The sequence below is a fragment of the Haladaptatus caseinilyticus genome, from assembly GCF_026248685.1.
In the GTDB taxonomy this organism is placed as follows: domain Archaea; phylum Halobacteriota; class Halobacteria; order Halobacteriales; family Haladaptataceae; genus Haladaptatus; species Haladaptatus caseinilyticus.
The window spans coordinates 404,543-430,206 of sequence record NZ_CP111041.1 but is presented as its reverse complement, the minus strand read 5'-3'; the positions used below and the strand labels follow the sequence as shown (position 1 = coordinate 430,206).

The following is a 25,664-nucleotide window of genomic DNA, read 5'->3' as shown; positions in this document are numbered from 1 at the left end:
CGATGAGAAGGGTTCGTAACGGACGTTCCCGTGAAATAATCGTTCGCCAGCGACGACAGCAACATTCAATGATGATGAAAATATCCGCTTCACCTACGGTATCTCCTCATTATTTCTTCTCAACCTCCATTAGACCGCCGAATAGATCCCTCGTAGACGGATCGATACTGAGATTTGCAGTCGAACTTCCGACGACTTTCATCTGCAAGCAACAGCACTGACCGGCAGTTCGCATTACAAATCTAACTTTGTAATTCCCCTCGCCATGAACCACCCTCTCAATACTCGTTCGTCACCGAGAAACGGCCGGTGGCTCGCAACTCTTCCGGTCAGCTACTTCCAGCACCGAACACAACGCATGCATTCACCTATGACTAGTGCCTGGCTACGCCCTTTTCAATCATGGTGGATATAACCATACTTAAACGAAACACTCATTTCGGATGCCTTTGTTAGTAATTTCGCAAATTCCGGTAGAAAATATTCCCATTTGCTTGTATACATCTGAATACTGCGTGAATATGGTTTTTTGACCATCCATCATTCGGAAAATCCACTGGTACGTACGTGAACTGTCCTATCGTGGCGGATCCCGATTTTTTGCTCTTCATCGGAAACCATCGAATACGGAGTCGGCGGATTAGAATGGACGTTACTGTCGGTGGCTGTACTCCTTCGGGTCCCCAATCAATGAACTATCGTGTTCGACGACACCAGATTTATTCAATAGTTCGTTCGCATGGTGTTCGCGTCCTGTCTCCCGAAGTCGCGCCACGAATGACTCACGGTTTCCACGCTGGTAAAACGGTTTGCCTTCCTGAACGACCTCGAGCAGGGGATCGACGAGTGCGTCTGAAGCTTCGGCAATCCCACCGGCAGCACCGGTCGCATTTTCTACCATCCGGGCGCTGTGCCAACGCTGGAGGAGACTGAGCCCGTGGTCCACGACCCCCGGTCGCTCTTCAGCTACGTTCGTCGTCTCGTGTGGGTCCGAATCGAGGTTGAACAGTGCGAGTGGGGGAAACTCTCGCCAGCCGTCGTGATACGTCTGGATGAGTAGCCAGTCTTCCCATCGGACGGCGCGCTGGCAGGTCCACGTTCCCTGACTGAGAACCAGAAATTCACGGTCACCCTCGCTCTCGCCACGTTCGAGCGAGTCGGCGAACGACTGCCCATCCCACCCCTCGGGGATGTCACCGTCGATGAACTCGGTGATAGTCGGCGGGAGGTCGACGTTGTAGTGGAGATCGTCGTCGATTCCGGATTCGACGCCGGGACCGGAGACGATCAGGGGGATCCGGCAGGTCCACTCGTCCGCGAGTTGGTGGTCGCCATACACGTTGAGTTCTCCCTGATTCTCGCCGTGGTCTGCGGTGACGATGATGAGGGTGTCCTCGAGTACTTCCTTCTCTTCGAGTACGTCGAGGAGTCGGCCGATGTGATCGTCCATGTATCGGATACCAGTATCGTAGCCGTCGATCCACTGTTTGAACGTTTCTCTGTCGCGGATCTCTTCGGGTGTTCGCGGGAGGTCCGGTAGTCGTTCTCCCGTCATATATTCGTGGTGTAAGTCGTGAGCACCGTGTGGACCGTAGCTCTCACGCTGCTGGTCTATCCGTTCCTGTGTGAGCCACTCGGGAGCCGGTTCGGATTCGAAGGGGTTGCCATACTCTTCGGGCGTGTCGTAGTTTGTATGCGGATCCCAGAAGTTGACGTGGAGATACCAGTCGTCCTTCTCGGCTTGACTCTCCAGCCACTCCTCGGCATAGGAGTAGACTACCTCGGCGCGTTCGTTGCCGCCACCTTTCGTGTCATGCCACTCTTCGAACCCATCGAGTACGTGCCATGCGGCGTGGCGTTGGGGGAACGGACTGATGAACGCCGTATGGTGGCCTTCATCACGCAGTGCCGACATCCACGTACGGTACGATCCCGTATTTCCTTCGTCCCGACTGGCTCCGTGTGGTCGAATATCCGCCGCAGCACCACCGTGATTTACGACACCCGTATGTACACCCAAGCGTCCGGTGAACAGGGCAGTCCGCGAGGGGAGGCAGGGAACGTCCGAGGCGTAGTAGTTCGTGAAGCGACGACCGCCGTCAGCGATGCGATCGATGTTCGGAGACGTGTTTCGATCGTAGCCATAACAGCCGAGATGGTCGGGTCGCAGCGAGTCACAGTCGATGTACAGTATCCGCATACCTCCAATGGCAAGACCGATGGGTATCAATGTTCTCCTCCCCGCCGAGTCGTATCTGATTAGCACAACTATCCCTAAAATTTAAAACGAACTAACTGCTACTCAGAAGCGGCACGCTAACTCATGACAGAGCAAAGATTCACCAGCGAGACACGTAGAGACATCCTTCGCACGGTCGGTGCTGTCGGGATCGCATCGTCGATCGGTGTCGGAACCGCTGTTGCTACCGAGGACAGTGACGGGCGCGACCAGTGGGACGACCGAGGAGATGGCCGCGTGAATAGACTCCGTGGGATCGCCCGGAGACATTATCGGTTCTTCCAGCGGTTCACATCCAATCTCGGACTTCCGGACGACGTCGTCGACGTGAGTGGCGCGTCGATCGAACGTTCGAACCGTACCTCCCCATCGAACATCGCGATGTATATTATCAGTACCGTCGGTGCGGAGGAACTCGGGTTCCTGTCCGAACGACGAACACGAGATCGGTTGCGGACCGTCGTCGACACGTTGGAATCCGTCGAGACATGGAATGGACTGTTTCTCCGCTGGTATGACATTCGGAATGGGCGTCCATGGGTGGAGACGCATTCTGGATCGAAGCTCATCTCGACCGTGGATAACGGCCACTTGACCGCCGCACTCGGTGTCGTCAGCCAACGATACGAAGATGAGGAACTGGGCCGTCGTGCGCGCGCGCTCGTCACTGCACAGAATTACTCCCCGTTCCACGACGAGGAGACGGGTCGACTCATCGGGAGTTATGACTACCAAAGTGGCCTTGCCGATTGGGAGTACGGAACGATCAATAGCGAACCGCGCGTCGCCAGTTACTGTGCGATCGGAAAAGGCGACATACCCAAAACTCATTGGTGGCAACCGAATCGGACGTACACTCCCGAGGACACTTGGACCCAACAAACCGCCGAAGGGGAGTGGCAGACCTACGACGGCGTTGACGTGTTCGAAGGTCATTATGACTACAACGGAACGTCGTACGTCCCATCGTGGGGTGGTGCACAATTCGAGGCACTGATGCCGTCGCTGTTCATGAAGGAACAGGAACTCGGAACTGACGCATTCGGCAAGAACAACTCGAACTGGACCCAGGTTCAGATCGAGTTCGCTGCCGATCAAGGGTGGCCCGTTTGGGGACTCTCACCGTGTGGAACACCTGATGGGTACGGCGCGTTTGGCGTTCCCGCACAGGGAGTATGGAAGGACAACTATACGCCCGGCCCAATCGTCACGCCTCACGCCACGTTCCTCGCGATCGACTACGCGCCGGATGCCGTGATCGAAAACGTAACGCAATTACGAAAGATGGGAATCGACGGCAAGTACGGCTTTTACGACTCGATCAATGCCGAGACGGGCGAGGTAACGGAGAAATTCTACGCTCTCGACCAAGGGATGTCCATCGGGGCTATCGCGAACCATCTCGAGGACGGGGTCATCCGTGACTATTTCCACGAGACGACGATGGGGAATCGACCGGAGCATCTCCTCGAACGCGAGGAGTTCAGTATCTAACCACAACCCAACCGATTCCGCAAACCGAGTAGACGTTGGTTTTTCTCCTCGGCGTGAGCAGCGGGACATGGCTTTAACAGGGATTGCAGGAGAGTAACACCCAAAGATTTTTCTTTAGCAAGTTGGTTTTGCGTGGTAGACAATGAACTATTACGTTAGACGTGTCGGAATGGCGATCATGGTGTTGTTCATCGCAACATCATTCGCATTCGTTCTCTTCCGGTCGATGCCGGGAAGTATGGAAACGATCCTTCGGACACGGCTCGTCGACCAGGCAGTTCAGGGTGGCGGCGGCGCCAGTCAGGTCGATCAGGCGCGTATCGACCAACTCGTGAAGGTGTACACCAACGTCAATCCGAATCAACCGATGCACGTGGCATATTTCAACTACATGAAGGGCATCATCCTGCACCAGGATTTCGGCCAGTCGGTCTGGCGGGGGGAACCGGTGTTCGATATCCTGTTCGAAAAGATGCCGTGGTCCATCTTTATCAGCGTTTACGGTCTCGTGCTCGGGACGACGGTTAGCCTTCTGCTCGGTGCAGGGATGGCATACAAAGAGGGAAGTCGTTTCGACTCCGGGTTGACGATCCTCACGATACTCAACCAGACGGTCCCGTACTATATCGTCGCCATTCTCACGCTCATCTTGTTCGCATACATCCATCCCATCTTTCCGACCGGTGGACGGTACGACCCGGCGACGACACCGGGATTCAACTATCCGTTCATGGCGAGTGTCGTTCATCACGCCGCACTTCCCATTCTCTCGGGATTCATCGCTGGTTTCGGAGGTGCACTCGCATTCCGTGGAAATTGTATCCGCGAGATGGGGAAGGGATATCTCCGCGTCGCCCGTCTGCGTGGAATCAATCGCGGACGTATTGCCATCAGATACGTGGGTCGAAACGCTATCCTTCCGATCTACACGGGGCTGATGATGGGTATTGCGGGCATCTTCGGAAGCGGAATCATCTTGGAGTCTATCTTCCAGTACCCTGCGGTCGGATTCGCGACGTTCGGCGCGTTGCAGAACCGTGATTACCCACTGTTGATGGGTGCCTTCATCTTCTTTACCCTGATCACTGTGATCGGCATCTTCATCGCGGACTTCACCTACGGCATCATCGACCCCCGGGTTCGTGGAGGTGACGACCGTGAAACCTACTGAGGAAGACGCACGTTCAAGCGAGTCACTCGGGAAGACCCAATCCGACACCGGATCCATCCCTCCAGCCGATGTCGCCACCGACGGGGGCCAACTCGAACACGAGTTGTTCACGACCACCGCGGAGGACCGTCCGTCGTACACACGGAAACAACGGCTCTCCCGCCTGCTCGACGCCTATGTCTACGCACCGATGTCGGTTGCGTGGGCCGACTGGCGAGTCCGAATTGGTGGAATCATCCTCCTTTTCTTCTTCCTCATGGGGACTGTGGGGCCGTACGTGGTTCCGGAACCTCGGACCCTTCAAGGCCCTATCTTCCTCGAACCGTTCGTCGACATGACCCATCCGCTCGGCACCGGCGTTGTCGGGAAGGACATGGTGAGCCAAATCGTCCACTCCACGCCGGCGATGTTGAAGATGATCACCGCTGGCGCGCTGTTCTCCGTCGTGGTTGCCACCCTTATCGGGACCGTCTCGGGATACAAGGGTGGAAAAGTAGACAGCGTACTGATGTCGTTCACGGACGTAGTGCTAACTGTCCCGGGACTCGCACTCGTCCTCGTCATCGCGTCGGTCTTTCCGCCGAAGAGCCCGTGGATAGTTGGACTTATCCTCGGTATCGATAACTGGCCAGGGCTTGCTCGAACCATTCGGTCCCAGGTGCTCAGCATTCGTGAAGAGGAATACGTCGAAGCCTCTCGCGCGATGGGTCTCTCGAAGTGGCACATCATCCGAAAAGACCTCATCTCACAGCTGATGCCGTACATCTCGATCAACACGGCGACGAGTGCACGCAACATCATCTTCGAATCCGTAGCGCTGTACTTCCTCGGTATTCTTCCCATGACGTCGCTCAACTGGGGAGTGCTGCTCAACACGGCGTACCAAGAAAGCAACCTTCGAAGCCCCGAGAACATTCACTTCATTCTCATCCCGATGTTCACGATCGCACTGATATCGCTCGGGTTCGTCCTATTCGCACAGGGAATGGATCGCGTCTTCAACGTTCGACTCCGTGCGAAGCACGCAAAACGCGTCGGTGGTGACGACGAGGGAGCCGAACTGAACGACGTGTAACCGAAATTGTGACTATCTCTGACATGATTTCGACGAAGTGACCTAGGTGCTACGGTATTCACCGCTCCTCGGCACTGATTGTTCTACGGGTTATCACGGCAGGATCTCACTGTGATCTTTTGGCGGCCAATCATCGATACACCCCTGGACCAGTCGCCGTTCCACTCCGCTTCATGCCTCTACTCGTGATCGACGACGACCTTTCTCCACCCCAGAACCATAACTATTTTAAACACACTTCGACAATACGAGTGCGAATACATGCCAAAGGAGAGTCCACCATCTGACGAGATATCGGTATCGACCGTCTCGCGGCGGAAATTGCTGGCGATGACTACCGGTGCGGCAACAGCCGGATTGGCTGGCTGTTCCGGAGGCGGTGATACCGGACCCGACAACAACGCCGGTCCGACGATCGGGACGGACGTACGCACGGAAAGTGGAAAGAACGTCGTCGATTCAAAGGCTCGTGACCCTCGCATCGACAAAGTACAGTGGCTCAGCTACCAGCCAAAGAAGATGGAGATGAACCCGCTGAGCCCATCCCCGACCAAGGTTGGTCCGGCTTGGATCGCGTGGAGGGAGAAGGCACTGAACTACTCGTTCACGTCGGATGGATTTCAACCATACTTGTTGAAAGAACTCCCGAAAGTCGATGGGTGTGAAGTGACGTTCAATTACCGAGAGGACTTTACGTGGTGGGACGGCGAGCCGGTCAACGCTGACGACCACATCACGCGCTGGAAACTCACCGAGTACTTCTACGGCGACGGCCCGGAGGCGTCCGACGAGTCCATCGAGAAGGTGGACGAATTCACGGTGAAAAAGACGTTACCGCGGCCATTCAACCCAACCATCGTCGCGATTCAACACGAGTTCACGATCGGTGAGTACAAAACCGGGTTCTACGGCAAGTACGTCGACAAGTTCGAGAAAGCGAAAAGCGACGAAGAGATCCAAGCAGTCAAGAAGGAGCTGATCGATCTCAAAGTCGATCTCCAAACGTACGTCGATGAGGGGCTCGGAAACGGGATGTGGAAGCCGACGGAATGGAGTACGACGGAGATCATCAGTAAACCGGTCACGGATCACCCGTACGCGAAGCAGACGAATCTGGAAACGCTCCGCATGATCGCGATGTCCGATTCGCAAAAAAAGAAGCAGTCGTTCTCTCAGGACAATCTCGACTGGGGTCGAAACGTCTCGAGTTGGCGCGGGAAAGTCAAAGCTCCGAAAGGTATCAAGACGCTGTCTCAGTACCGAACCCTTGGTGGACCGAAGGCCTGTATGAACTGGCGTAACGAACATCTCGCGCGACGAGGTGTTCGCCGTGCGATCGCGTACATAACCGATTTCGAGAAGATAGCGAAGGTCCTCAAACAGGGATACGGCAAGCCCGTGGAGACCCCTGGAACGATCGCTTCAGGAATGACTCCCGCGATGGAGAAGAAGTACCTCGGCGAGGAATTCCTCGGGAAACTCATCGACTACGGCACGAGCGCCAAACCGAAAAAGGCGAAACAGGCGATGAAAAACGCCGGCTACACCAAGAACGGTGACGTTTGGACCCATTCCAATGGGAAGAAAACGACGGGTATCAGTTATTACGCCCCGGATTGGGGTCCATGGCCCATGTCCGCGAAAACCCACTCGGAGATGCTCAACGCTTTCGGCATCAAGAACGATTTCATCTCGCCGGAGAGCGGTTCCTGGGGGAAGGTCGCATACGAGAGCTACGACTTCGATATCAATCAGTATCCTATTGGAACGAACGAACCCCATCCAACCCGATTCTACGACCTCAGTCGGTCATCAGGATACAACGGATTCGGCACGTACGAAGACCTCGTCTCCGATCCGAACACGCCTGGAGGCTGTTCGAACAAAGTCACTCGACCGAAGATCGAGGGCGATACGAGTCCCGTGTACAACCATCCGTTTAATCCGACGCCGAAATTCCCCGCCAAGGTTGGCGCTAAGGAAATCTCCGGTAACGGTCAACGCTTCCGCCCGTTCGAGTGGAACCGTGGCATGGAACTCGCACAGACGGAAGAGGAAGTGTCGAAATATGCCAAGAAGGCGGCATGGTACCACAACTTCCAGGCCCTTCACATCGAAATCTTTAGCGACGTGTACAGTATGTGGGGTGACACTGGCGACTTCATCTTCGCTCCAAACGGGGAACCCGAACTCGGAATGGGGAACCCCGAGTGGTTAACGAAACGTGGTGGAATCAAGGGTCGTCCAAAGCAAAAGTGACTGTGACGGCCTCGACGACTAACTCTCACTACACGAACACAATGTATTACCCGATACCCACACAGACCGAAGATCAGAATCGACCGAACCCGACGACAGGAGGTGTCCAGTGATGTCCATCGAGACACCGAAGCGGAATCCAGCAACCGATGTCGACGGCGATGTCGTGCTTGAAGTCCGCAATGCCTCGGTCACGTTCGACATGGAACGCGGCGAGTCGCGTGTCCTCAACGACGTGAATCTCGAGATCATGCGCGACGAGGTGTTGGGTGTCGTGGGCGAGTCCGGTTCCGGCAAGTCCATGTTCGCGGATTCGTTGTTGAACGCCGTTGTCGATCCGGGAGAGTTCTCGGGCGAGATCATCTATCACCCGGAGGAGGGAGAACCGGTCGACCTCCACTCGCTCGCTCCCTCCGAGCTGAAGGAAGTGCGCTGGGAAGAAGTCTCGTTCATGGTACAGGGTGCTCAGAGCGCGTTTAACCCGACGATGACCGTTCGGTCACATTTCTGGGAGACGCTCAACGAACACGACTACGACATCGGTGCGGGAATGGAGCGCGCACGGGAAATCCTGACCGATCTTCACCTCGATGCCGATATCGTGCTCGACTCGTACCCACACGAACTGAGCGGCGGAATGAAACAACGAGCACTCATCGCCCTCTCGCTCATCCTCAAGCCCAACGTACTGGTGATGGACGAGCCCACGGCTGCGCTCGACCTACTGATGCAGCGTTCTATCATCAGCCTCCTCAACCGGTTGAAGGAGAAGTACGGATTGACGATGGTGTTCATCACTCATGACCTCTCGTTGGTCTCGGACATCGCCGACCGTCTCGGGGTAATGTATGCGTTCGAGTTCATCGAACTCGGCAAGACGAAGGACATTCTCCGGCGTCCGGCTCACCCGTACACCCGGTCACTCCTGAACTCCGTTCCCAACCTTGCCACGGTAGAAGAGGAGATGGAGGCGATTCCAGGCTCCGCCCCCGATCCCGTCGACATCCCGGATGGCTGTTCGTATCATCCACGCTGTCCGCTCGCCGACGAACAGTGCAGACGCGCAAACCCGGAAATGTTTGGCCTCGGGAACGACCAGGGTGCAGCCTGCTTCTACCCCGATGAAGCTAGGGAGCGACTTCAGCTTAATTACCTTCCCGACGATGGGGAGACGGCGAATACTGATATTGCCGGAACCCGTGGATCGGACATGGGAGGTGGAGTATGAGCACCGACGAACCCCTCCTTTCCATCGAGGATGCTCACGTCCATTTCGAGAATAACACGCTGATGGGTCTCGGTGGATCGGAGACGGTACGTGCCGTCGATGGTGTCAGTCTCGAGATTCCGGAGAACGATGTTGTCGTTCTCGTCGGTGAGTCCGGCTGCGGGAAGACCACGCTCGGAAAGACAGCGGTGGCACTCCAGCGACCGACTGGAGGCGCCGTGACGTATCGCGGCCAGGATGTTTGGGAGGCGAAAAAACGCTCGGAATCTCTCAACCCCGTAAAGCGACTATCGAACGACGAGAGTCAAATCCCGTGGGGCGAGATTCGTCGGTCACTCCAAATAATCCATCAGGATCCTGGTTCGTCGATGAATTCCAATTATACCGTCGAATCTGCACTCGAGGATCCCTTGAAACGTTGGCAGCCGAACCTTTCGAAGGAAGACCGGCAGGCACGCATCTTCGCCATGCTCGACCGCGTGGGAATGACGCCGTCGGAAGACTACGCGAATCGGTATCCACACCAGCTCTCGGGCGGGGAGCAGCAGCGAGTCGCGCTGATCAGGGCACTCCTCATGAATCCGGATCTCATCCTCGCGGACGAATCCATCAGTGCGCTCGACGTGTCGCTGCGCGTCGAGATGATGGATCTCATGCTCGAACTACAGGATCTGTTCAACACCTCGTACCTGTTCATCTCCCACAACCTCTCGAACGCGAAGTACATTGCGAGCAAAGCTGACGGGCGTATCGGTATCATGTATCTCGGCGAACTCGTCGAGATCGGACCGGTCGAGCAGATCATCGATGACCCCCAACATCCATACACGAAAGTCCTGAAGTGGGCCACACCGGACCTCCTCTCGAAGAACGTCGAGCAGCCGCCGCTTCGATCGCTCGACGTCCCCGATCCGTCGAATCCGCCGAGCGGCTGTCGGTTCCATACGCGCTGTCCGGAGGCTCGCGAGCTCTGTAAACGGGAGTCGCCACCGATGGAACACACCAGCAACGAACATCGAGCTGCTTGCTTTCGCACCGACAGTATAAGCGAATATTGGCAGAGTGAGGAACTGGACGACGGACTCAGTCCTGCCTCAGAACTCGACGACACGTCAGCAACGAACACGGCTGATTCCGAAAGCGACTGACCGAACGGTTCGTGGCTGTCGACGATCGATCGTCTCCCATTCGCCCGGCAAGTAGCGGTGGGTCTCCTCCGAAATCGCAAGACGGTACTGCCTTCAAATCACCATCTGACGAAAGGTTTTAGTGGTAATCCTCGAGATTGATTGACAGAGACACCCCATGACAACATACCGTATCGCCTTCGTCGGAACCGGTCCCGCCCCCGAGAGTCCGGACGCGTCCGGGTTCGCGATGGCGTACCGACACGCAATGGCCTACGACTCCCGAAACGACTGCAAACTCGTCGCGTGCGCCGATATCGTTCGTGAAAACGGTGATGCGTTCGCCGACAGCTTTGCCATCTCTGATTCGAACGTGTACGAATCGTACGAGACGATGCTCGAAGAAACGGAGCCGGATATCGTTAGTGTCTGTGTTCCACCGGCCATTCATGCTGATATCGTCGTCGGTTGTATTCAGACTGGCATTCCCGATGCCATCCATTGTGAGAAGCCGATGGCTGATACATGGGGTGACTGCCGACGAATGGTTACCGAAGCATCCGAAGGGAACGTCCAGCTCACCTTCAACCACCAGCGCCGCTTCGGCGGACCGTTCCGTAAGGCGAAGGCGTTGCTCAACGACGGTGCCATCGGAGAACTTCAGCGTGTCGAGTTCTCCGCCAGCACACTCTTCGACTACGGTTCCCACTCGTTCGACCTGAGTAACTTCTACGTAGACGAATCCGATCCGAAATGGGTCCTCGCACAGATCGATTACAGCGAGGAAAACATCTTCTTCGGAGCACACAACGAAAACCAAGCATTGGTACAGTGGGAGTACGAGAGCGGTGTTCACGGTCTCGCAGTGACTGGTACTGGCTCGGGGGCACAACTCGTCGACTGCCACAACCGCCTGATCGGTAGTGACGGCACTATCGAAATCGGAGTCGGCTTCGGTGGCGGCGAACCAGGGCCGGTTCTACGCGTTCGACGAACGGGTTCGACGGGATGGGAAACCATCGATACCGATGAAGACGTTCACGGGGCGAAAGATGTAACCAGTCTCGAAAAGGATCAGGTGTTCCTTCGACGGGCAGTCGCGGACGTCGTCGAAAGCCTGTCATCCGACGAATCATCGGACCTCTCCGGCGAGAACGCCCTCCGGGCAACGAAACTCATCTTCGGCGCGTGGGAGTCAGCACGTCGCCGTGGCCGAATCGAATTCCCGCTCAGTTTCGATGACAACCCACTCGTGGCGATGGTCGAGTCAGGGGCACTCACACCGGAACCGGCCTCGGATTAAGCCGGGGGAAAAGCGGTCGGCAGCGATGTGAACGAGAAATACACCTATCGTCGTCGAAACTGTTCTCGGTCCACCCAGAAAACGGGACTCACAAACGCGACCTGTCGATCCGTGAAGTGTCTTTCACAGCGATCTCAGTGATAACCGATGAGCTTGAGCAGACCATAGCCGAGGCCAGCATAGAGAAGGCAGCTCACGCCCCAGATGCCGAACATTCCAGCGAGAACTTCATCCATGATGGTCGCACCCGTCACGATAAACAGAACACCAACCGAGGCAATGAAAAGGAGGAACGATCCCCTGATCGCAAGGAGGACGCGAAGGAGTGGCTCGGTAACGATCGAAAATGCCCCATGATCGGACCCCCGTCCGGACGACCCGCTCTCGCTGGTCGAATCATTGACTGTTCCCATAGTTAGTGAAGTTTCTGTGTTCAGGATTAAAAGCGTTGTGGTAACTGCTCACACAGTTCGTCAACTCTTTGAGGGACTACTGCCAGACTACGGATGAATCCAAATGGCTCACCACGATACGGGTGACGGTACTGACTTTCTGTCGCGTGCACGAAACGAACCGGCCACGGTACCTGTCTCCGACGCGGTTTCACTGTTGACTGCCCCGGAAGTGGTCGGTCGAGACGGGCTTGTTGGAGCCATTGTGACGGTAATAGAGGCTAATCCCGACCAACGTGACCATGCTGTGGAGGTGCTACGGAACGCCCTTTCCTCCCCGGACCCCGAAGTTAGAAACGCAGCAGCAACGGTCGTCGGAAGCGTCGCCGAAAATCGACCGACACTTCTGTCTGCTCTGACACCTAGCCTTGTCGAGTGCCTTGACGATGATGCAACTCTCCCTCGAATCAATGCGACACATGCCCTGATGGAGGTTGCCCCACACGCACCTGATGCAAGCGCCCGCGGTGTTCAAACCCTCGCTGAACATCTCGAGAGCGAGTTTCCGAATCTACGGGAACTAGCCGCACGGTGTTTGCTTGCGATAGCTCAAGCCGACTCTGCATCAATTGAACCAGCGGTTCCCGCGCTGTTGGATGTTCTCCCATGCGAACGAACGGGATCCGAAACCGAACCGACTGACATCGATGTCCCTGGAAAAACGACTCCCGGGAAGTCACCTGTCACCGAGCGAATGGCAGACGCGCGCACCCGACGACTTCGACTGCGCGTCATCTCTGCGGAGACGATAGCGACCGTCGCTCGAGAGGACCCCTCAGCCGTGCCGCTCGACGATCGGCTTCTCGATGCGATCGAGGCGGATGTCGCGGTTCCGGTTCGACGTTGGGCCACCGATACCGTCGCCGCTCTCGTTCGATCCGACGTCGATAACTCTCGGCTGGCGATAGACCCACTGGTAAGGGTCGTCGGCGACAGCAACGCACCACTTGCTATCCGCGGGGTAGCTGCTGAAACGCTCGCACACTGTGCCGAGATCCGATTCGAAGAGACAACGGCCGCTGCACGGTCAGTGATTTCAGATCTCGGCGAGTTACTGTCCGTCGACGACCAAACCGCTCGTGCAGGAAGCGCGGCGCTTCTCACGTATCTCACGGAGCGATTCCCCGACGAGGCATCCGTAACGTCCACAGCGATCCGAGCTGCACTCGATGCAGAATCCGACTCCGTTCGCGCTCGTGCAGCGTTCGCGCTCGGATACGTCGCTGATTCCGACGATCGGAGGAAGCTGGCTTCGTTACGCGAGAATGATCCCTCGGAAGCTGTTCGTGGAGCAGCCGACGTTGCGCTTCGGGAGACTAACGGTGATCCGGATTCGTGAATTCGTGCTCCGAAACCCGGGAGCTATGTGTTCTTGACCTCGTCGGCGAGGCGATCAGCGCCGTGTTCAAGCTCGGTTACGGGGTCGTCGGGTTCGTCATTTTCGTAGATCACCCACTCGACGTTCTGCTCCTGTGCGGTTCGAATCGCCCTGTCGAGGTTTAAGTCGCCCTCCCCGAGACTCACGAACTTCCCAGTCTCGAAATGCATGTCCTTCACATGAACGGACGACACACGGTCACCAAGCGAGTTGAGACGGGCGTAGGGGTCGTCGCCACCGGTTCCGATCCACCCGAGATCGAGTTCGAACCCGACCCGTTCGTCGACGGACTCGAGGAGTATGTCGAACGCCGTCCTCCCTCCGATTTCGCCGAATTCGTGGTCGTGGTTGTGATAGTGGAAGTTCAATCCGTACTCGTCCAATGTCCGGGCGAACTCGGAGAGCATGGTAGAGGTTTCCTCGACCCGTTCGACTGACTCGAAGTAGGACGCATCGAGATAACCGAGTACCACTGTATCACAGTCGAGTGCATCACAGACCTCGAGAAGCCCTGATTGGGGGTTCTCGAGGTCATCAGTCCCCGCCATCAGGTTCGCGAGCTGAAGATCGCGGTCGGCAAGCTCGTCTGCAATGTCAGCCGGGGACGTGGCCTCCCCCACACCGAACTCTACGCCGTCGAGGCTGGTTTCGGCGACACGGTCGAGCGTCCGGTCGAGCGGTTCATCCAGCGCTCGCAGGGTATAGAACTGTATTGCACTCTGCATAATCGAAACAACTAATCGGACGCATTTAGTCGTTCCCCACCGCGCTGTGACTGCTGTAGATCGGCCGATTCCGAGCGAAGGATTTTCGGTGTGGCCCAATCTCAAATCAGGTATGTCGAATACCGACGGCGGGTTCCGTGACCACCTCTGTACGTATATTGGAGCGATCCACATCCTGTTCATGGTCTGTTCCCTCGTGCTCGTACTGAACCTCGTCTCGTTTGTCGTCGTCCCGCGGAGGAGTGCAACGTTCGTCATCATCGTCTTGAATTTCGTTGCATTGGTCCCGATCTCCCTGGCGGCGGGATATATGGTACTCTATTGCCGTAACGTTCCACTCTAAGCGCTGATGTGCCGGTCCCTCGTTCGCTTCGTTCACCCAGTTGCTCCTCATCCGAACGTTCTGACGACGGCGAAAACGGCTGAACCAGAACGACATCCTCGAAGCACGCAAATAACTATCCGAACAATACGCTTTTACACCATCCACCCAATCTGTCCGGTATGTCGAAAAATATCCGTGTTACCGTCTGGAACGAGTACATTCATGAGCAAGAGAGTGAAACGGTCGCCGAGGTCTATCCGAACGGCATCCATGATGTCCTCGCAAACGCGCTTCGAGAAGGTGGGTTCGATGTCGAGACAGCGACGCTCCACGAGCCGGAGCATGGTCTCACCGATGATGTACTCGACGAGACGGACGTGCTGACCTGGTGGGGCCATGCCGCACACGATGACGTAGACGACGCGGTCGTCGAACGCGTCAAAGAAGCGGTCCTCGGTGGAATGGGACTCATCGTGCTTCACTCTGGTCACTTTTCAAAGATATTCCGTACCCTGATGGGAACGAGTTGTTCGCTAAAGTGGCGCGAAACTGCGGAAACGGAGCGACTGTGGGTGACGAATCCGGTTCATCCCATCGTCGATGGCGTCGACGAGTACATCGAAGTCCCCGACGCGGAGATGTACGGGGAGCATTTCGACATTCCCGAACCGGACTCGTTGATTTTCACTTCTTGGTTCGAGGGTGGTGAAGTGTTCCGTTCTGGCTGCTGTTATTCCCGCGGTGAGGGGCGCATCTTCTACTTCCGACCGGGACATGAAACGTATCCGGTCTACTATCAGGAGGAAATCCGACAGGTGCTTCGAAACGCCTGTGAATGGGCTGCGCCAAACGAGAACGGTCCCGACGTTGTTCGTGGAAATCATGATCCGATCGAGGACATCGATACAGCCGACGAGCGAACCGTCCATTGAAATATCGATCGAGTGATTGGTATCTGGCAGTCGCCGTCTGACACACCCACCTTCGACACACCCAATAATCGAGGGGAACTATTATTATGACTGATACCTGAATTAAAACTACCTATACGTTCGTGTCATGGACCGAAGGCGGATTTACCGACCAGTAGACGCAAGAATGCGTCGCCGACTTGCGCCATCTCCACACACGAGCGATACCAACCGATGAAAATGACCCGTCCAATCCGATGTGTCTATGATGATTAGAACTGCTATCCAACTATACACCCTGAACGACTTCGACGTAACCGAGCCGACGAAGGTTCGTATTGCAGGAGAAACGGCAGTAGAGGGGGTTGAACTCGTGTACGATGGACATCCATCTGCCGAAACGTTACGTGCGCTCGAGGAGACAGAACTCGATGTAGCGGGCCTCACAGTCGGCCTTCCAGATCTGACCGAAACGCTCGATGACGTGGTCAGTGCATGTGAGGCACTCGAGTGCGACAAAATCGTGCTCGGATTCCTCGACGAACAGTACTTCGAGTCAACGATCGTGACTCAAGAAACCGCGAAGCTACTCACCGAACTCACGACTACTCTTCGTAGCCACGGGATTCAACTCCTCTATCACACACATCGACACGAATTTACGAGTCTCGGCGATCGGACCCACTTCGACCTCCTCGTCGATGAAACCGAGAATATCGTCAAGTTCGAACTCGATCTCGGGTGGATCGCAATCGCTGGCTACGATCCATACAAGGTGCTCGAAACGGTTGGGGATCGAACCGTCTCGGTTCATCTAAAGGATGTTCATGTCGCGAACGAGGCGCTCGTCAACCTCGGTGATGGAGACCTCGACATGGACCGAGCATGGCGCTCCGCCGTCGAGGCCGATATCGATTGGCTCATCTACGAGCACGAGAACCCCGACGACCCCGTCGAGTCGGTCGTTACTGGTGCCGCTCAATTGGCGAAATTCAAGCACCTCCAGGCGTCACAGTAGCGATCGATGGTACGGTAGATTTACCATCGTTCGAGATGAGACTCTCTTCGGATTCGCTGTGATTCACTATCGCTGAATCTCTATGCCCGTTTCGAATTCGATTTACTTGATTTTAATTAAGTCGTTTGTACAGAAAGTCCCGTTTTCGGATCGGAAACACCCTGCTGACTGGTTTATGTTTGTTGTGTTGTCACGGTGCCAATTAATACATAAATTCACCACTACCGAATGTGTTTGTGGTTAACTGGTATCTCGACCGTTTCCTTTCAGTGATACCGGAAAGACTTAATCCCTCGACCGCTTGTCGGCAAATATGTCTTCAGGTGATGGAATCAAGGCTGTTCGAACCACTTTTCGGGTGCTGCACGCACTCCAAGAGATCGATGGGTACGCCGGAGTATCCGAACTCGCGGAGTGCTTGGACATCCCGGTCAGTACCGTTCACAGTCACCTGAACACGCTTCGCGACTGCGAGTACGTTATCAAGCGTGGTAAAGAGTACAATCTCGGGTATCGGTTCCTTGAAAACGGTGGACAACTTCGAGATCGGACGCGCCTCTATCAGTTTGCGAAGCCAAAAATCGACCAGCTTGCAGCGGAGTTCGGTGACGAAGTGGCGCTCGTCGTCGAAGACCACGGTCTCGCTGCTCACGTATACATCTCGAAGGGGGAAGAATCGATCGAGACGGACACTTACATCGGTATCAGGCTCCATATTCATTCCGCTGCTGGGGGAAAGGCGATACTCGCGTTCGAGCCTGAAGAACGAGTGCACGAGATTCTCGACCGTCGAGGTCTTCCGAACCACGGTCCGAACTGCATCACGACACGCGAAGCGTTCATGGAAGAACTTGAAGAAATCCGTGAGACAGGGGTTGCATTCGACTATCAGGAGCGAATCGAGGGAATTCGAAGCGTTGCCGTCCCGCTCCTCTGTGACCCCCCAGAGCCGAACGCCGCCATCGTGGTCTCCGGACCTGTTAGTCGGATGAATGGGGACCGATTCGATGAGACGATTCCCGAAAGCGTCGAAAACATCACGGAGACGATCCGGATAAAGCTCCGATATGCCTGATGCCCGTCACGAATCATCCCCCCGAAATCCCTCTGAATACTCCGTGTACACGATGATCGTCACGCGATTTCAACCGATACATTGTCGGACCGAGAGCAACACGGAGTCACCATGCATGCACCGAAACCCTCCAGTCCCGAGATAAGCAATTGGGGAGATGGGTTCGTGGAAACAAACGGGATCGATATCCACTACTATCGCACTGGAAACCCGGATGGCGTGACGCTTGTATTGGCTCATGGTCTCTACGACGATGGTCGCTGTTTCGCACCGACAATGGCCGAATTCACGGATCAATTCGACGTCATCGCTATCGATGCCCGAGGACATGGTCTATCCGATGCACCATCGATCGGATATACCATCGACGATCGCGTTGCCGACCTCGCTGGCCTGCTGGATGAACTCAGCATCGACTCTCCCATCCTTTGGGGACACTCGATGGTCGGCAACACCGTCGCGTGTCTCGCAGCGACGTATCCCACGCTTCCACGAACGCTCGTCCTAGAAGATCCGGCGGGAATGCTCCATGGCATTCACGAACGCGCCTCCGAGGAGCGGATATTTAACGTGCGAGAACTGATCGAATCGTGGCACAATCAATCGTGCACCGCGCTATTGGAGTCGTTCGAACACGAAGCATGGAAGGAGTATCTCTTCCATGCCCGTCGACGAGTATCCACTGACGTTACAGAGATTTTCCGCAACGGATACCGCCGACCATCGACTACGTTTTCGAAAATCACCTGCCCGACGCTCATACTGAGGGCCGACGTCGACGACGACCAACGTGCCCTCGATCGAGAGCGTGTCGATCGCTTCGACGATGCCCGGTTGGAACACGTCACAAATGCAGGTCACTGCATTCGACGCGACGAATTCGGGACGACGGTGCACCTGATTCGACAGTTCCTCAGTGATTCGGTCGAAACCGAATGAGAAAACCCGTGACATCGGCATCTACTCCTCCGAAAACGGGGTTCCGTGGATGTCACGCTATGATCGATAAGGTAGCTGTTCCGGATCGTCCCAATGAAGTCGATTGCACTGATTCAGCGGCGAACAGTGTAGTAACGATCGAAACGGAAGGCGATGGGGGAATCGTCGAACCGTGACTCCGATGGAACTATCGCATTCTCTATTCCTAAGAATCGATGGAAATACACGGGACACCGAGCGTGCAAATCAATGGAAAATTGCCACAGATACGTCATAGACGAGTAATAAGACGCGACACGATACTCGCAACCATTCGTACTTTCATCTGGATAGTGAGTGTAGACGTCTCCGAGAGACGTCATAATGGCACTCTAGGAGGATGACAGTTCTGGTCGGATTGCGCAATGTACGGTTGGAAAACGGTATGCCGACACGATTCTCCCTCCCCGACTTCATAACTAAGCACTGGGATGGCGTCGAAACGCTGCGGACACGAGGAGAGACAATTATGAGCACTAAAACGAAAGAAAACGAGCAACTCACGCACCGTCTCAACGAGGAGGTCTGGGAACACCACAACTTCGATGCGATCGACGAATTGGTTGCCGAAGACTACGTTTTGCACGACCAATCCATGCCAGAACCGATGCGCGGTCGTGACGTCTATCGAGAAATGGCCGAGATGGGTGCTGGCATCATAGATGGACCGATAGTAACCGAGCAACTCATTTCAACCGACGATTATGTGATCGGTCGGTGGTCACAGACGGGAGAACACGTCGGGGAAATGATGGGGATTGATCCAACGCATGAAGAGGTAACCGTCACGGGGATCGACATCAACCGGTTTGAAGACGGGAAACTCGCCGAAACGTGGCAAGAAGTCAATATCCTGGGCATGCTCATGCAGATCGGCGCGCTTCCGGATGAACTCGTTGCCGCAATGGAAATGGACGACCAACCGTAGAACAGCGACAGCGGGCCTGTTATTTCTCTCGTTGGCAGAATACCGCAGTGATCGAGCCTCGTGCACACGGGATGGACACACGATATACGTATGGAGCAAGACACGCCGTGTTGAGTGAAACCCCACCCGCAACACGACTACTTCGACTTCCGACAAGTTAGTTACTCACGAATATGATTCGCTCATGAAGCGTGTCGCGAGCCATGATTCGGCACGCTGCAATCGATACTGTAGGGTCGAACGCGGAACACCGACACTATCAGCAATGTCTTCGACCGACGTCTCACGGGGCGTCTCGTAATATCCCTGTTCGACAGCAGCGATGAGTGCCTCTCGTTGTGCGTATGGCAGGTCGGCGATGGTGACGGCCTCTTCACACCAATGAGCTGGCGTGCCTAGTTGATCGAGTTCAATCCGTACACCATCGCGGAGCTCCTGTTGAATCGTGTCGTAAAGTTCGCCAACTGCTGTCTTATCGCGCATGAGAATACGCCACTCGTACTGGGATTCGTTGCGTGTCGTTTGGAAGAGTAAACCATCACCGAGCTGTTGTGCTGCGCGATAGGGAACCGAATGACAGCCTTCGATTTCAGGCTGATACGTATAGATCGTTCGCTGATTAGTATCGCTATCTAACTCCGCATACTCACTGGGTGTGTGGCAGTTTCGTGAGCCGAGACACTCATTACAGTGCTTTGAATCGAGATAAATCGTCTCTAATGACGACAGTGCGTCTGTTGGACCAGTGATCCGATCAACTCGCCACATACTCCGAGCCGTCACACAGCAGGCGAGTGATTTAGCCATCGTCGCTGGATAATCGATGAATATGTCTGTAATCGGATCGATTCCCGGATCGTACTCGATCGTAAAGATGAACTCGCGCATATCATATCTTAGCTCATGCTAAGCTAATAGACTTTGGCTGTTGAAGGCCGATATAGCGAAAAAGTCGAGTACTATCCTTAATAATGTCTTTTTGAGATGAGTACTGGTGTAGTCGAAATCTCTATTTGGTTCATGCCAACCAAAGACTCATGGTCGTGGTACCCTTATATCAGAGTGCAGCAAGAGTAGTTCGGGCCATCCACCCGAACACCAGAATGCCACTCACAAGGATACCAACACGACTGCGCAGTTAACCACGAAATCGACCGTATCGACCGAGAACGAACACGAAGAATCAACAACATCGACCGAGAAGCAACGCGTTTGTCCTGAGTGTGGCGGATCGCTTACTCACGATACTGCACACGGTGAGACCGTGTGCCGGGAGTGCGGTCTCGTCGTCGACGAAGGTGAAATCGATCACGGTCCCGATTGGCGCGCATTCAACAGCGAAGAACGCGATCAGAAGGCTCGTGTCGGTGCTCCGACGACGAAGCTACTGCACGATAACGGGCTGTCGACCAAGATTGGATGGCAGAACCGTGACACTCACGGTCGGTCTCTCTCATCACGCCAGCGCCAGAAGATGCAGCGCTTACGAACATGGGACGAGCGTTTCCGCACGCGCAACTCCAAAGAACGCAATCTCAAGCAAGCACTCGGCGAGATCGAACGAATGGGATCCGCCCTCGGCGTACCGAAGACTGTTCGAGAGACGGCGAGCGTCATCTATCGCCGCGCACTAAAGGAGGACCTCCTCCCCGGCCGATCCATCGAGGGTATCGCGACCGCCGCGATCTATGCCGCAATCCGCCAGGCAGCGGTCCCCCGATCAGTCGACGAGGTCGCAGCCGTCAGCCGAGTCGACAAGGTGGAGTTCAAGCGCGCTTACCGATATCTCGGCCGGGAACTAGGTCTTGAAATCCAACCGCCGAATTCCGAGGACTACATTGCGAAGTACGCATCCGCACTCGACGTCAGCGACGAACTCGAGACACGTGCTCATGAACTCCTTCAGTCAGCGAAGGCGGCAAACGTCCACAGCGGAAAAAGTCCGGTCGGGCTCGCTGGAGCGGCGCTCTACGCAGCCGGATTGCTCACCGACGAAAAGATGACGCAGAGCGAGGTTTCCGAGGTAACGGATGTGAGTGAGGTAACGATCCGGAATCGCTACCAAGAGCTACTGGAGACTGCAGACCAGAACTCCAGAGGAGTCACACGTAACTGATGACGACACAGACATCGGTGTCTACAGCAGCAGAGTGTAACCGGGTCTAAGTCAACTGTTTCAACTTTGAGTCTATAGCCACCCGTTCGACCAAGCTTCGGTTTCATCGAAGACGGAACAATGCGATTGCCCCTGTTCCGTGAATGTATGATGTGTGGCGAAAGGTGCGTCTTCGTCAACTCGGCGTGTGACGAACTCCGTTTCCAAGAGATCATCGAAGGCGATGAGACGACACTGATTGCCGGTTTGGTTCTGTTTCTTTTTTCATTCCCATTCGAGTCCCTGCGGCGTTTCTGGTGGCGAAAGCGGACTCGACGGCAGATTACCACTGGGATCTGGGTCATTGTATGCTTTCGGAGCCACATCGTTCGGCGCGTCCGGGTAGAACAGCGATGCAACTGCGTGAATATGTCCTCGACCGACATCGAGTTCGAACTGGCCGCCGCCGAACATCTGGATATCGTGGTTGTGACAGTAATCGATCGTCTCGAGCAACGACTGAACCGAGCCGAACCGCGACGGCTTGATGTTGAGCCACTTCGGTTCCCACGGTAGTTCCGTAACCGTCTCAACACTGCGGATGGGGTAATCCCACGTTACACGTCCTTCCTGTCCCTCAAATAGCGGCCGTGTTTCATCGTTCAGTGCTGGATCTTCGATGAGCGCGTCCGGGAATCCCTTGACGACTCGTTCGTAGAGCGCGGGATCGGCAGGCTGATCCACAGTCGTCCCGTGGTACTGGCCTTTCAGATCGAGCGTTCGAACTGCGTCAGTCGCAGCCAACCGATCGACGACGTCGTCGGTCCAGTCAGATGTGGGATCGAGCTTGAACTCCAAATTTGGATTCCGATCGAGCCAGTCGATGATACGGTCGCCGGTTGGTGGGTCGTCGAGTCGCGTACTCACGACGAACCGTACCGGGTTATACTCGCGGTCAAGTTGGGTAGCGAGATCAGTATCGGCTTGTTTCAATGCGAGATCCAGGGCGGCGCTTTCGAACGCCCACTGTCGATAGTTCCGGAAGATCGTTTGATTTGGCTCGTCTCCGAGGAAGAAATCGATCCCGGAGAGCTGCTCGGAGAATTCATCGAGCGTGTACTTCCCTGTGAGGGAAAATTCCTCCGAGGACTCGTAAAGCGTGTCATGGGCATCGTTGTCGTACGTCACGTCCTCGCCCTGCCCGATCTCACCATCGCCGTGTAACGAGACGACGGTCGTCGCCCTGACGAACCCGCTAGATGTATCCCGTTCGTGTCGTTCGAGGTCATACCCATCGATCTGGAGATCGAGATCGGCGACGTGGTCGTATAGCATCGTCGGGACACGGTACGTCTTTAGATCATTAAAAGGTAAGAGGGACAGATGCCGAACCTGATAACATTCATGCCATCTGTTCGTCCCCTGGTCTCAGATACACCAAGAGCATCCACTCTCGACCGCTACTCATGTCCCCACGCGTTTTTGCCATCGATGAAACCAGCATTCGGGGTGGGGGGAGTCCTCGGTGGAACCCCGGATGACGAAGCGTTCGTTCCGAATCTGTACGAAAACTACGGTACTTTGATATACCGATACTCCTCTTCTTGTAACCTGGTAAGCACCCCGACGGAGGTGGGGGCTGTGTCGACGGTATCAAGAATATCGTCGGACGTCAATCCGGCGGCTTCCATCGATTTTTCACACGCGATGAATCGAACGTCGCCTTCCGAGAGCGCACCGATCTCCTCGGCGAAGGCTGAGTCCGTCCGAACGAGTTCGATTCCCGATGCGTTCGCAACTACCGCAACAGCGTCGATATCGACGGACTCATCCTCAAAGATCCCGCCCGCATATCGGATCGCAGCGTCCTGTATCTCGTCCGCTCCATCACTAACGTGGAAAACTGTTTTCACAATCTATCGATGGGAAACTACTGGGTAAAAATTTCCCATCGAGATACCAACTGTCCACTTCCGAGCATGTTCACTCTTCTCGATCGACAAACGCCGGACGACAGAGTCGATCCGGTTATAGGGACTCCGTCGGGGTCGATTCGAACAACATGTCCTTGAACATCCGGTGGAACGAGGCGGTATCGAACGACTCGATCACGGTCGTTCTGGCCTCGCCGTCTGTGACGTCGTCCTCGTCCACCAAAGTGTATCCGCGGGTCAACCCTTCTCGTTCGTCGACATCGACGTGGTACGTCGCGGCCGATTCGATGAGGGCCGGTTCGATAAGTGCAGCCATCAGGCCTGCGTCCGGTTGCGTCGTTCTGTCTCGGCCCTGTGACTCCTTGTTAAACTCGCGGACGGCAGCGCTTATCTCCGCGAAAAACGATGCGAATTCGGTGTCGGGGCCGTCGTCGATTTCGGCCAGCAGGTCGGCGTCGAAGACGGTGTCTCGAACGGTGACGCCCCAATCGAAGAGTACGATATCGAGATCACGAACCACCCGCTTTGCGGCGTCGGGGTCGGCCCAGAAGTTGAACTCCGCTGCGGGGGTGACGTTGCCGAGGCAGTTGACGTTCCCTCCCATCACCCACACCTCATCGAGCAATTCGTTCAGGTTCGGTTCTATTTGGAGTGCAAGCGCGACGTTCGTCAGCGGCGCAATACAGACGAGCGTGATCTCTCCCGGATTCTCGCGAGCCATTTCGACGATGTAGTCCGCGCCGTGGCGGTCACCGGAGGGAATTCCAGTATCCGGGAACAGGTCGCCTCCGAGTCCTCCTTCTCCGTGAACGTAGTCGGCATATTCGTGTTTCTTCACGAGCGGCGTTCGTGCACCTTCGTAGACGGTGACGTCGTCGCCAATATTCGCCATCTCTAGCGTGTACTTCGCGTTCTCCACCATGTACTCGAATTCGATGTTTCCGGTACAGATGGTAACACCCTCAATTTCGATGTCATCGGCGGTCGCTGCGAGAAGGAGTGCCTGTGTGTCGTCGCCCGCCGTGTCGGTATCGATAATCACCCGTCGCGTTTCTTCGGTCATGAAAATACGTACGGACAGGTCTTTCAAGTAAGTGCTGACCAAATTCGTCTCGGATGACGGTTTGAGATACACGATCGAATAGCGAAACGACCGACTATACTCACTATAGTAGAACTGTTCCGGGTCGCGAACCCTCTTTTGACGCCGGGCAATCGACCGCCGCAGTCCTCGCTACGAATCCGTACCCCAATTGGCGATCGTCTACTGGTGTCACATAATTGAATACGGAGTATAATACAAATACAGTATGCAAATACCGTATATGAATATTGCATTCTCACATGCCTTCCAGCGATGAATCCGTTACCGACTCTCGGTTTTTCCACCTCTACAGTCCGAAGGGAAATCCCGAGCGAAAGCAAAGTGGGAAGCGACGGTTATAGCGAGATTCCATATCGCGGAGCACTTACACGGTTTTGTCGAAGATAGATGGGGATAGTTGCAGTGCTCATACTGACGCATACTTCATTCGGACACTCAGTGACCCATCAACTCAAATTGGAATCGAATTCTCCAGCGCCATAAGTATACTTCCTCAATCATGTTTTTAATGCTATCTCGAAGCTGTAAATGAACTGTAAACTATTACTATGCGTACGTCGTAGTTGTTGTTTGGTAGAGTGGGAACCTACCACGAGAGCGACACAAGGTGACACAATGACACAAACCGATCGAAACAGTCGGAATGACAGGGACTCGTGCCAGGATACAGATCCATATGCGGTCGTGGTCACTAAAAAGCAAGAGCAAGTCGACGTTGTTCTCTATCGACTATCCGCCGAGCAAGCAGAACGAATCGCAGCTCGGAAGCATCGCGATATGGATCATGGCTATTCCGTTCATGCAGTTCCGGAAAGGCAACTCGAAGAATCCAATCGTCGCTTCC

At 55.2% G+C, this 25,664-nt stretch carries 22 protein-coding genes; 15 read left to right on the top strand and 7 right to left on the bottom strand.

The window, feature by feature from the left end; genetic code table 11:
• Positions 1–652: 652 nt before the first annotated feature.
• Positions 653–2,200: a sulfatase family protein gene (locus tag OOF89_RS22035; protein WP_266082083.1), complete on the bottom strand. Its 1,548-nt coding sequence runs from the start codon at positions 2,198–2,200 to the stop codon at positions 653–655.
• Between the two features lie 123 nt (positions 2,201–2,323).
• Here OOF89_RS22035 and OOF89_RS22030 point away from each other — a divergent pair, with 123 nt between their 5' ends.
• The 7 genes from OOF89_RS22030 (at position 2,324) to OOF89_RS22000 (ending at position 11,896) form a co-directional block, all read left to right on the top strand.
• Entirely contained in the window at positions 2,324–3,733 is a 1,410-nt protein-coding gene (locus OOF89_RS22030; RefSeq protein WP_266082081.1) for a glucoamylase family protein, read from the top strand.
• A 142-nt stretch (positions 3,734–3,875) separates the two neighbouring features.
• Positions 3,876–4,904 (top strand): ABC transporter permease, encoded by a 1,029-nt coding sequence (locus OOF89_RS22025; protein ID WP_266082079.1) that lies wholly within the window; start codon positions 3,876–3,878, stop codon positions 4,902–4,904.
• Entirely contained in the window at positions 4,891–5,979 is a 1,089-nt protein-coding gene (locus tag OOF89_RS22020; protein WP_266082077.1) for an ABC transporter permease, read from the top strand. Before OOF89_RS22025 ends, OOF89_RS22020 begins: the two co-directional genes overlap by 14 nt.
• Before the next feature lie 261 nt (positions 5,980–6,240).
• Complete coding sequence (locus tag OOF89_RS22015; RefSeq protein WP_266082075.1) at positions 6,241–8,238, top strand: ABC transporter substrate-binding protein; 1,998 nt, start codon at positions 6,241–6,243, stop codon at positions 8,236–8,238.
• Between the two features lie 112 nt (positions 8,239–8,350).
• Complete coding sequence (locus tag OOF89_RS22010; protein ID WP_266082073.1) at positions 8,351–9,466, top strand: ABC transporter ATP-binding protein; 1,116 nt, start codon at positions 8,351–8,353, stop codon at positions 9,464–9,466.
• Positions 9,463–10,614, top strand: a complete 1,152-nt coding sequence (locus OOF89_RS22005; RefSeq protein ID WP_266082071.1) for an ABC transporter ATP-binding protein — start codon at positions 9,463–9,465, stop codon at positions 10,612–10,614. Before OOF89_RS22010 ends, OOF89_RS22005 begins: the two co-directional genes overlap by 4 nt.
• Before the next feature lie 157 nt (positions 10,615–10,771).
• Positions 10,772–11,896 carry a Gfo/Idh/MocA family protein gene (locus OOF89_RS22000; RefSeq protein ID WP_266082069.1) on the top strand — a complete coding sequence of 375 codons (1,125 nt, stop codon included), beginning with the start codon at positions 10,772–10,774 and terminating at the stop codon, positions 11,894–11,896.
• A 134-nt stretch (positions 11,897–12,030) separates the two neighbouring features.
• Here OOF89_RS22000 and OOF89_RS21995 read toward each other — a convergent pair whose 3' ends face one another.
• Complete coding sequence (locus OOF89_RS21995; RefSeq protein ID WP_266082067.1) at positions 12,031–12,309, bottom strand: hypothetical protein; 279 nt, start codon at positions 12,307–12,309, stop codon at positions 12,031–12,033.
• A 103-nt stretch (positions 12,310–12,412) separates the two neighbouring features.
• Here OOF89_RS21995 and OOF89_RS21990 point away from each other — a divergent pair, with 103 nt between their 5' ends.
• A complete protein-coding gene (locus tag OOF89_RS21990; RefSeq protein ID WP_266082065.1) occupies positions 12,413–13,687 on the top strand; it encodes a HEAT repeat domain-containing protein in 1,275 nt (424 codons plus the stop codon).
• Between the two features lie 23 nt (positions 13,688–13,710).
• Here OOF89_RS21990 and OOF89_RS21985 read toward each other — a convergent pair whose 3' ends face one another.
• Positions 13,711–14,451 (bottom strand): sugar phosphate isomerase/epimerase family protein, encoded by a 741-nt coding sequence (locus tag OOF89_RS21985; protein WP_266082063.1) that lies wholly within the window; start codon positions 14,449–14,451, stop codon positions 13,711–13,713.
• A gap of 112 nt (positions 14,452–14,563) precedes the next feature.
• Here OOF89_RS21985 and OOF89_RS21980 point away from each other — a divergent pair, with 112 nt between their 5' ends.
• The 6 genes from OOF89_RS21980 to OOF89_RS21955 all read left to right on the top strand — a co-directional run bounded on the left by OOF89_RS21980 (position 14,564) and on the right by OOF89_RS21955 (position 19,686).
• On the top strand, positions 14,564–14,794 hold the full coding sequence (locus OOF89_RS21980; protein ID WP_266082061.1) for a hypothetical protein: 231 nt from the start codon (positions 14,564–14,566) through the stop codon (positions 14,792–14,794).
• Positions 14,795–14,955: 161 nt separating this feature from the next.
• Positions 14,956–15,708, top strand: a complete 753-nt coding sequence (locus OOF89_RS21975) for a ThuA domain-containing protein (RefSeq protein ID WP_266082059.1) — start codon at positions 14,956–14,958, stop codon at positions 15,706–15,708.
• A 244-nt stretch (positions 15,709–15,952) separates the two neighbouring features.
• On the top strand, positions 15,953–16,705 hold the full coding sequence (locus OOF89_RS21970; RefSeq protein WP_266082057.1) for a sugar phosphate isomerase/epimerase family protein: 753 nt from the start codon (positions 15,953–15,955) through the stop codon (positions 16,703–16,705).
• A gap of 313 nt (positions 16,706–17,018) precedes the next feature.
• Complete coding sequence (locus tag OOF89_RS21965) at positions 17,019–17,780, top strand: IclR family transcriptional regulator (RefSeq protein WP_266082055.1); 762 nt, start codon at positions 17,019–17,021, stop codon at positions 17,778–17,780.
• 165 nt (positions 17,781–17,945) lie between these two features.
• Entirely contained in the window at positions 17,946–18,719 is a 774-nt protein-coding gene (locus OOF89_RS21960) for an alpha/beta fold hydrolase (protein WP_266082053.1), read from the top strand.
• 508 nt (positions 18,720–19,227) lie between these two features.
• The gene (locus OOF89_RS21955; RefSeq protein ID WP_266082052.1) at positions 19,228–19,686 is read left to right on the top strand and encodes an ester cyclase; all 459 of its coding nucleotides are present in this window, start codon (positions 19,228–19,230) and stop codon (positions 19,684–19,686) included.
• Between the two features lie 165 nt (positions 19,687–19,851).
• Here the strand turns inward: OOF89_RS21955 and OOF89_RS21950 are convergent, their stop codons facing one another.
• A complete protein-coding gene (locus OOF89_RS21950) occupies positions 19,852–20,574 on the bottom strand; it encodes a helix-turn-helix domain-containing protein (RefSeq protein ID WP_266082051.1) in 723 nt (240 codons plus the stop codon).
• Between the two features lie 166 nt (positions 20,575–20,740).
• Here OOF89_RS21950 and OOF89_RS21945 point away from each other — a divergent pair, with 166 nt between their 5' ends.
• Positions 20,741–21,802, top strand: coding sequence for a transcription initiation factor IIB (locus OOF89_RS21945; RefSeq protein ID WP_407661681.1), 1,062 nt, complete (start codon positions 20,741–20,743; stop codon positions 21,800–21,802).
• Positions 21,803–22,066: 264 nt separating this feature from the next.
• On the opposite strand, the gene OOF89_RS21940 is transcribed toward OOF89_RS21945, so the two are convergent.
• The 3 genes from OOF89_RS21940 to OOF89_RS21930 all read right to left on the bottom strand — a co-directional run bounded on the left by OOF89_RS21940 (position 22,067) and on the right by OOF89_RS21930 (position 24,778).
• Positions 22,067–23,116 carry an enolase-like domain-containing protein gene (locus OOF89_RS21940; protein WP_266082049.1) on the bottom strand — a complete coding sequence of 350 codons (1,050 nt, stop codon included), beginning with the start codon at positions 23,114–23,116 and terminating at the stop codon, positions 22,067–22,069.
• A gap of 236 nt (positions 23,117–23,352) precedes the next feature.
• Positions 23,353–23,694, bottom strand: a complete 342-nt coding sequence (locus OOF89_RS21935) for a DsrE family protein (protein ID WP_266082047.1) — start codon at positions 23,692–23,694, stop codon at positions 23,353–23,355.
• 115 nt (positions 23,695–23,809) lie between these two features.
• On the bottom strand, positions 23,810–24,778 hold the full coding sequence (locus tag OOF89_RS21930; protein ID WP_266082045.1) for a nucleoside hydrolase: 969 nt from the start codon (positions 24,776–24,778) through the stop codon (positions 23,810–23,812).
• Between the last annotated feature and the right edge of the window lie 886 nt (positions 24,779–25,664).

Bases quoted from the DNA above. Each gene is read 5' to 3' on its own strand.
- OOF89_RS22025 (WP_266082079.1), top strand. From the start codon at position 3,876: ATGAACTATTACGTTAGACGTGTCGGAATGGCGATCATGGTGTTGTTC.
- OOF89_RS22015 (WP_266082075.1), top strand. From the start codon at position 6,241: ATGCCAAAGGAGAGTCCACCATCTGACGAGATATCGGTATCGACCGTC.
- OOF89_RS21995 (WP_266082067.1), bottom strand. From the start codon at position 12,309: ATGGGAACAGTCAATGATTCGACCAGCGAGAGCGGGTCGTCCGGACGG.
- OOF89_RS21980 (WP_266082061.1), top strand. From the start codon at position 14,564: ATGTCGAATACCGACGGCGGGTTCCGTGACCACCTCTGTACGTATATT.
- OOF89_RS21940 (WP_266082049.1), bottom strand. From the start codon at position 23,116: ATGCTATACGACCACGTCGCCGATCTCGATCTCCAGATCGATGGGTAT.
- OOF89_RS22035 (WP_266082083.1), bottom strand. From the start codon at position 2,200: ATGCGGATACTGTACATCGACTGTGACTCGCTGCGACCCGACCATCTC.
- OOF89_RS21985 (WP_266082063.1), bottom strand. From the start codon at position 14,451: ATGCAGAGTGCAATACAGTTCTATACCCTGCGAGCGCTGGATGAACCG.
- OOF89_RS21955 (WP_266082052.1), top strand. From the start codon at position 19,228: ATGAGCACTAAAACGAAAGAAAACGAGCAACTCACGCACCGTCTCAAC.
- OOF89_RS21950 (WP_266082051.1), bottom strand. From the start codon at position 20,574: ATGCGCGAGTTCATCTTTACGATCGAGTACGATCCGGGAATCGATCCG.
- OOF89_RS22005 (WP_266082071.1), top strand. From the start codon at position 9,463: ATGAGCACCGACGAACCCCTCCTTTCCATCGAGGATGCTCACGTCCAT.
- OOF89_RS21990 (WP_266082065.1), top strand. From the start codon at position 12,413: ATGGCTCACCACGATACGGGTGACGGTACTGACTTTCTGTCGCGTGCA.
- OOF89_RS21970 (WP_266082057.1), top strand. From the start codon at position 15,953: ATGATGATTAGAACTGCTATCCAACTATACACCCTGAACGACTTCGAC.
- OOF89_RS22000 (WP_266082069.1), top strand. From the start codon at position 10,772: ATGACAACATACCGTATCGCCTTCGTCGGAACCGGTCCCGCCCCCGAG.
- OOF89_RS22030 (WP_266082081.1), top strand. From the start codon at position 2,324: ATGACAGAGCAAAGATTCACCAGCGAGACACGTAGAGACATCCTTCGC.
- OOF89_RS21975 (WP_266082059.1), top strand. From the start codon at position 14,956: ATGTCGAAAAATATCCGTGTTACCGTCTGGAACGAGTACATTCATGAG.
- OOF89_RS21965 (WP_266082055.1), top strand. From the start codon at position 17,019: ATGTCTTCAGGTGATGGAATCAAGGCTGTTCGAACCACTTTTCGGGTG.
- OOF89_RS21930 (WP_266082045.1), bottom strand. From the start codon at position 24,778: ATGACCGAAGAAACGCGACGGGTGATTATCGATACCGACACGGCGGGC.
- OOF89_RS22010 (WP_266082073.1), top strand. From the start codon at position 8,351: ATGTCCATCGAGACACCGAAGCGGAATCCAGCAACCGATGTCGACGGC.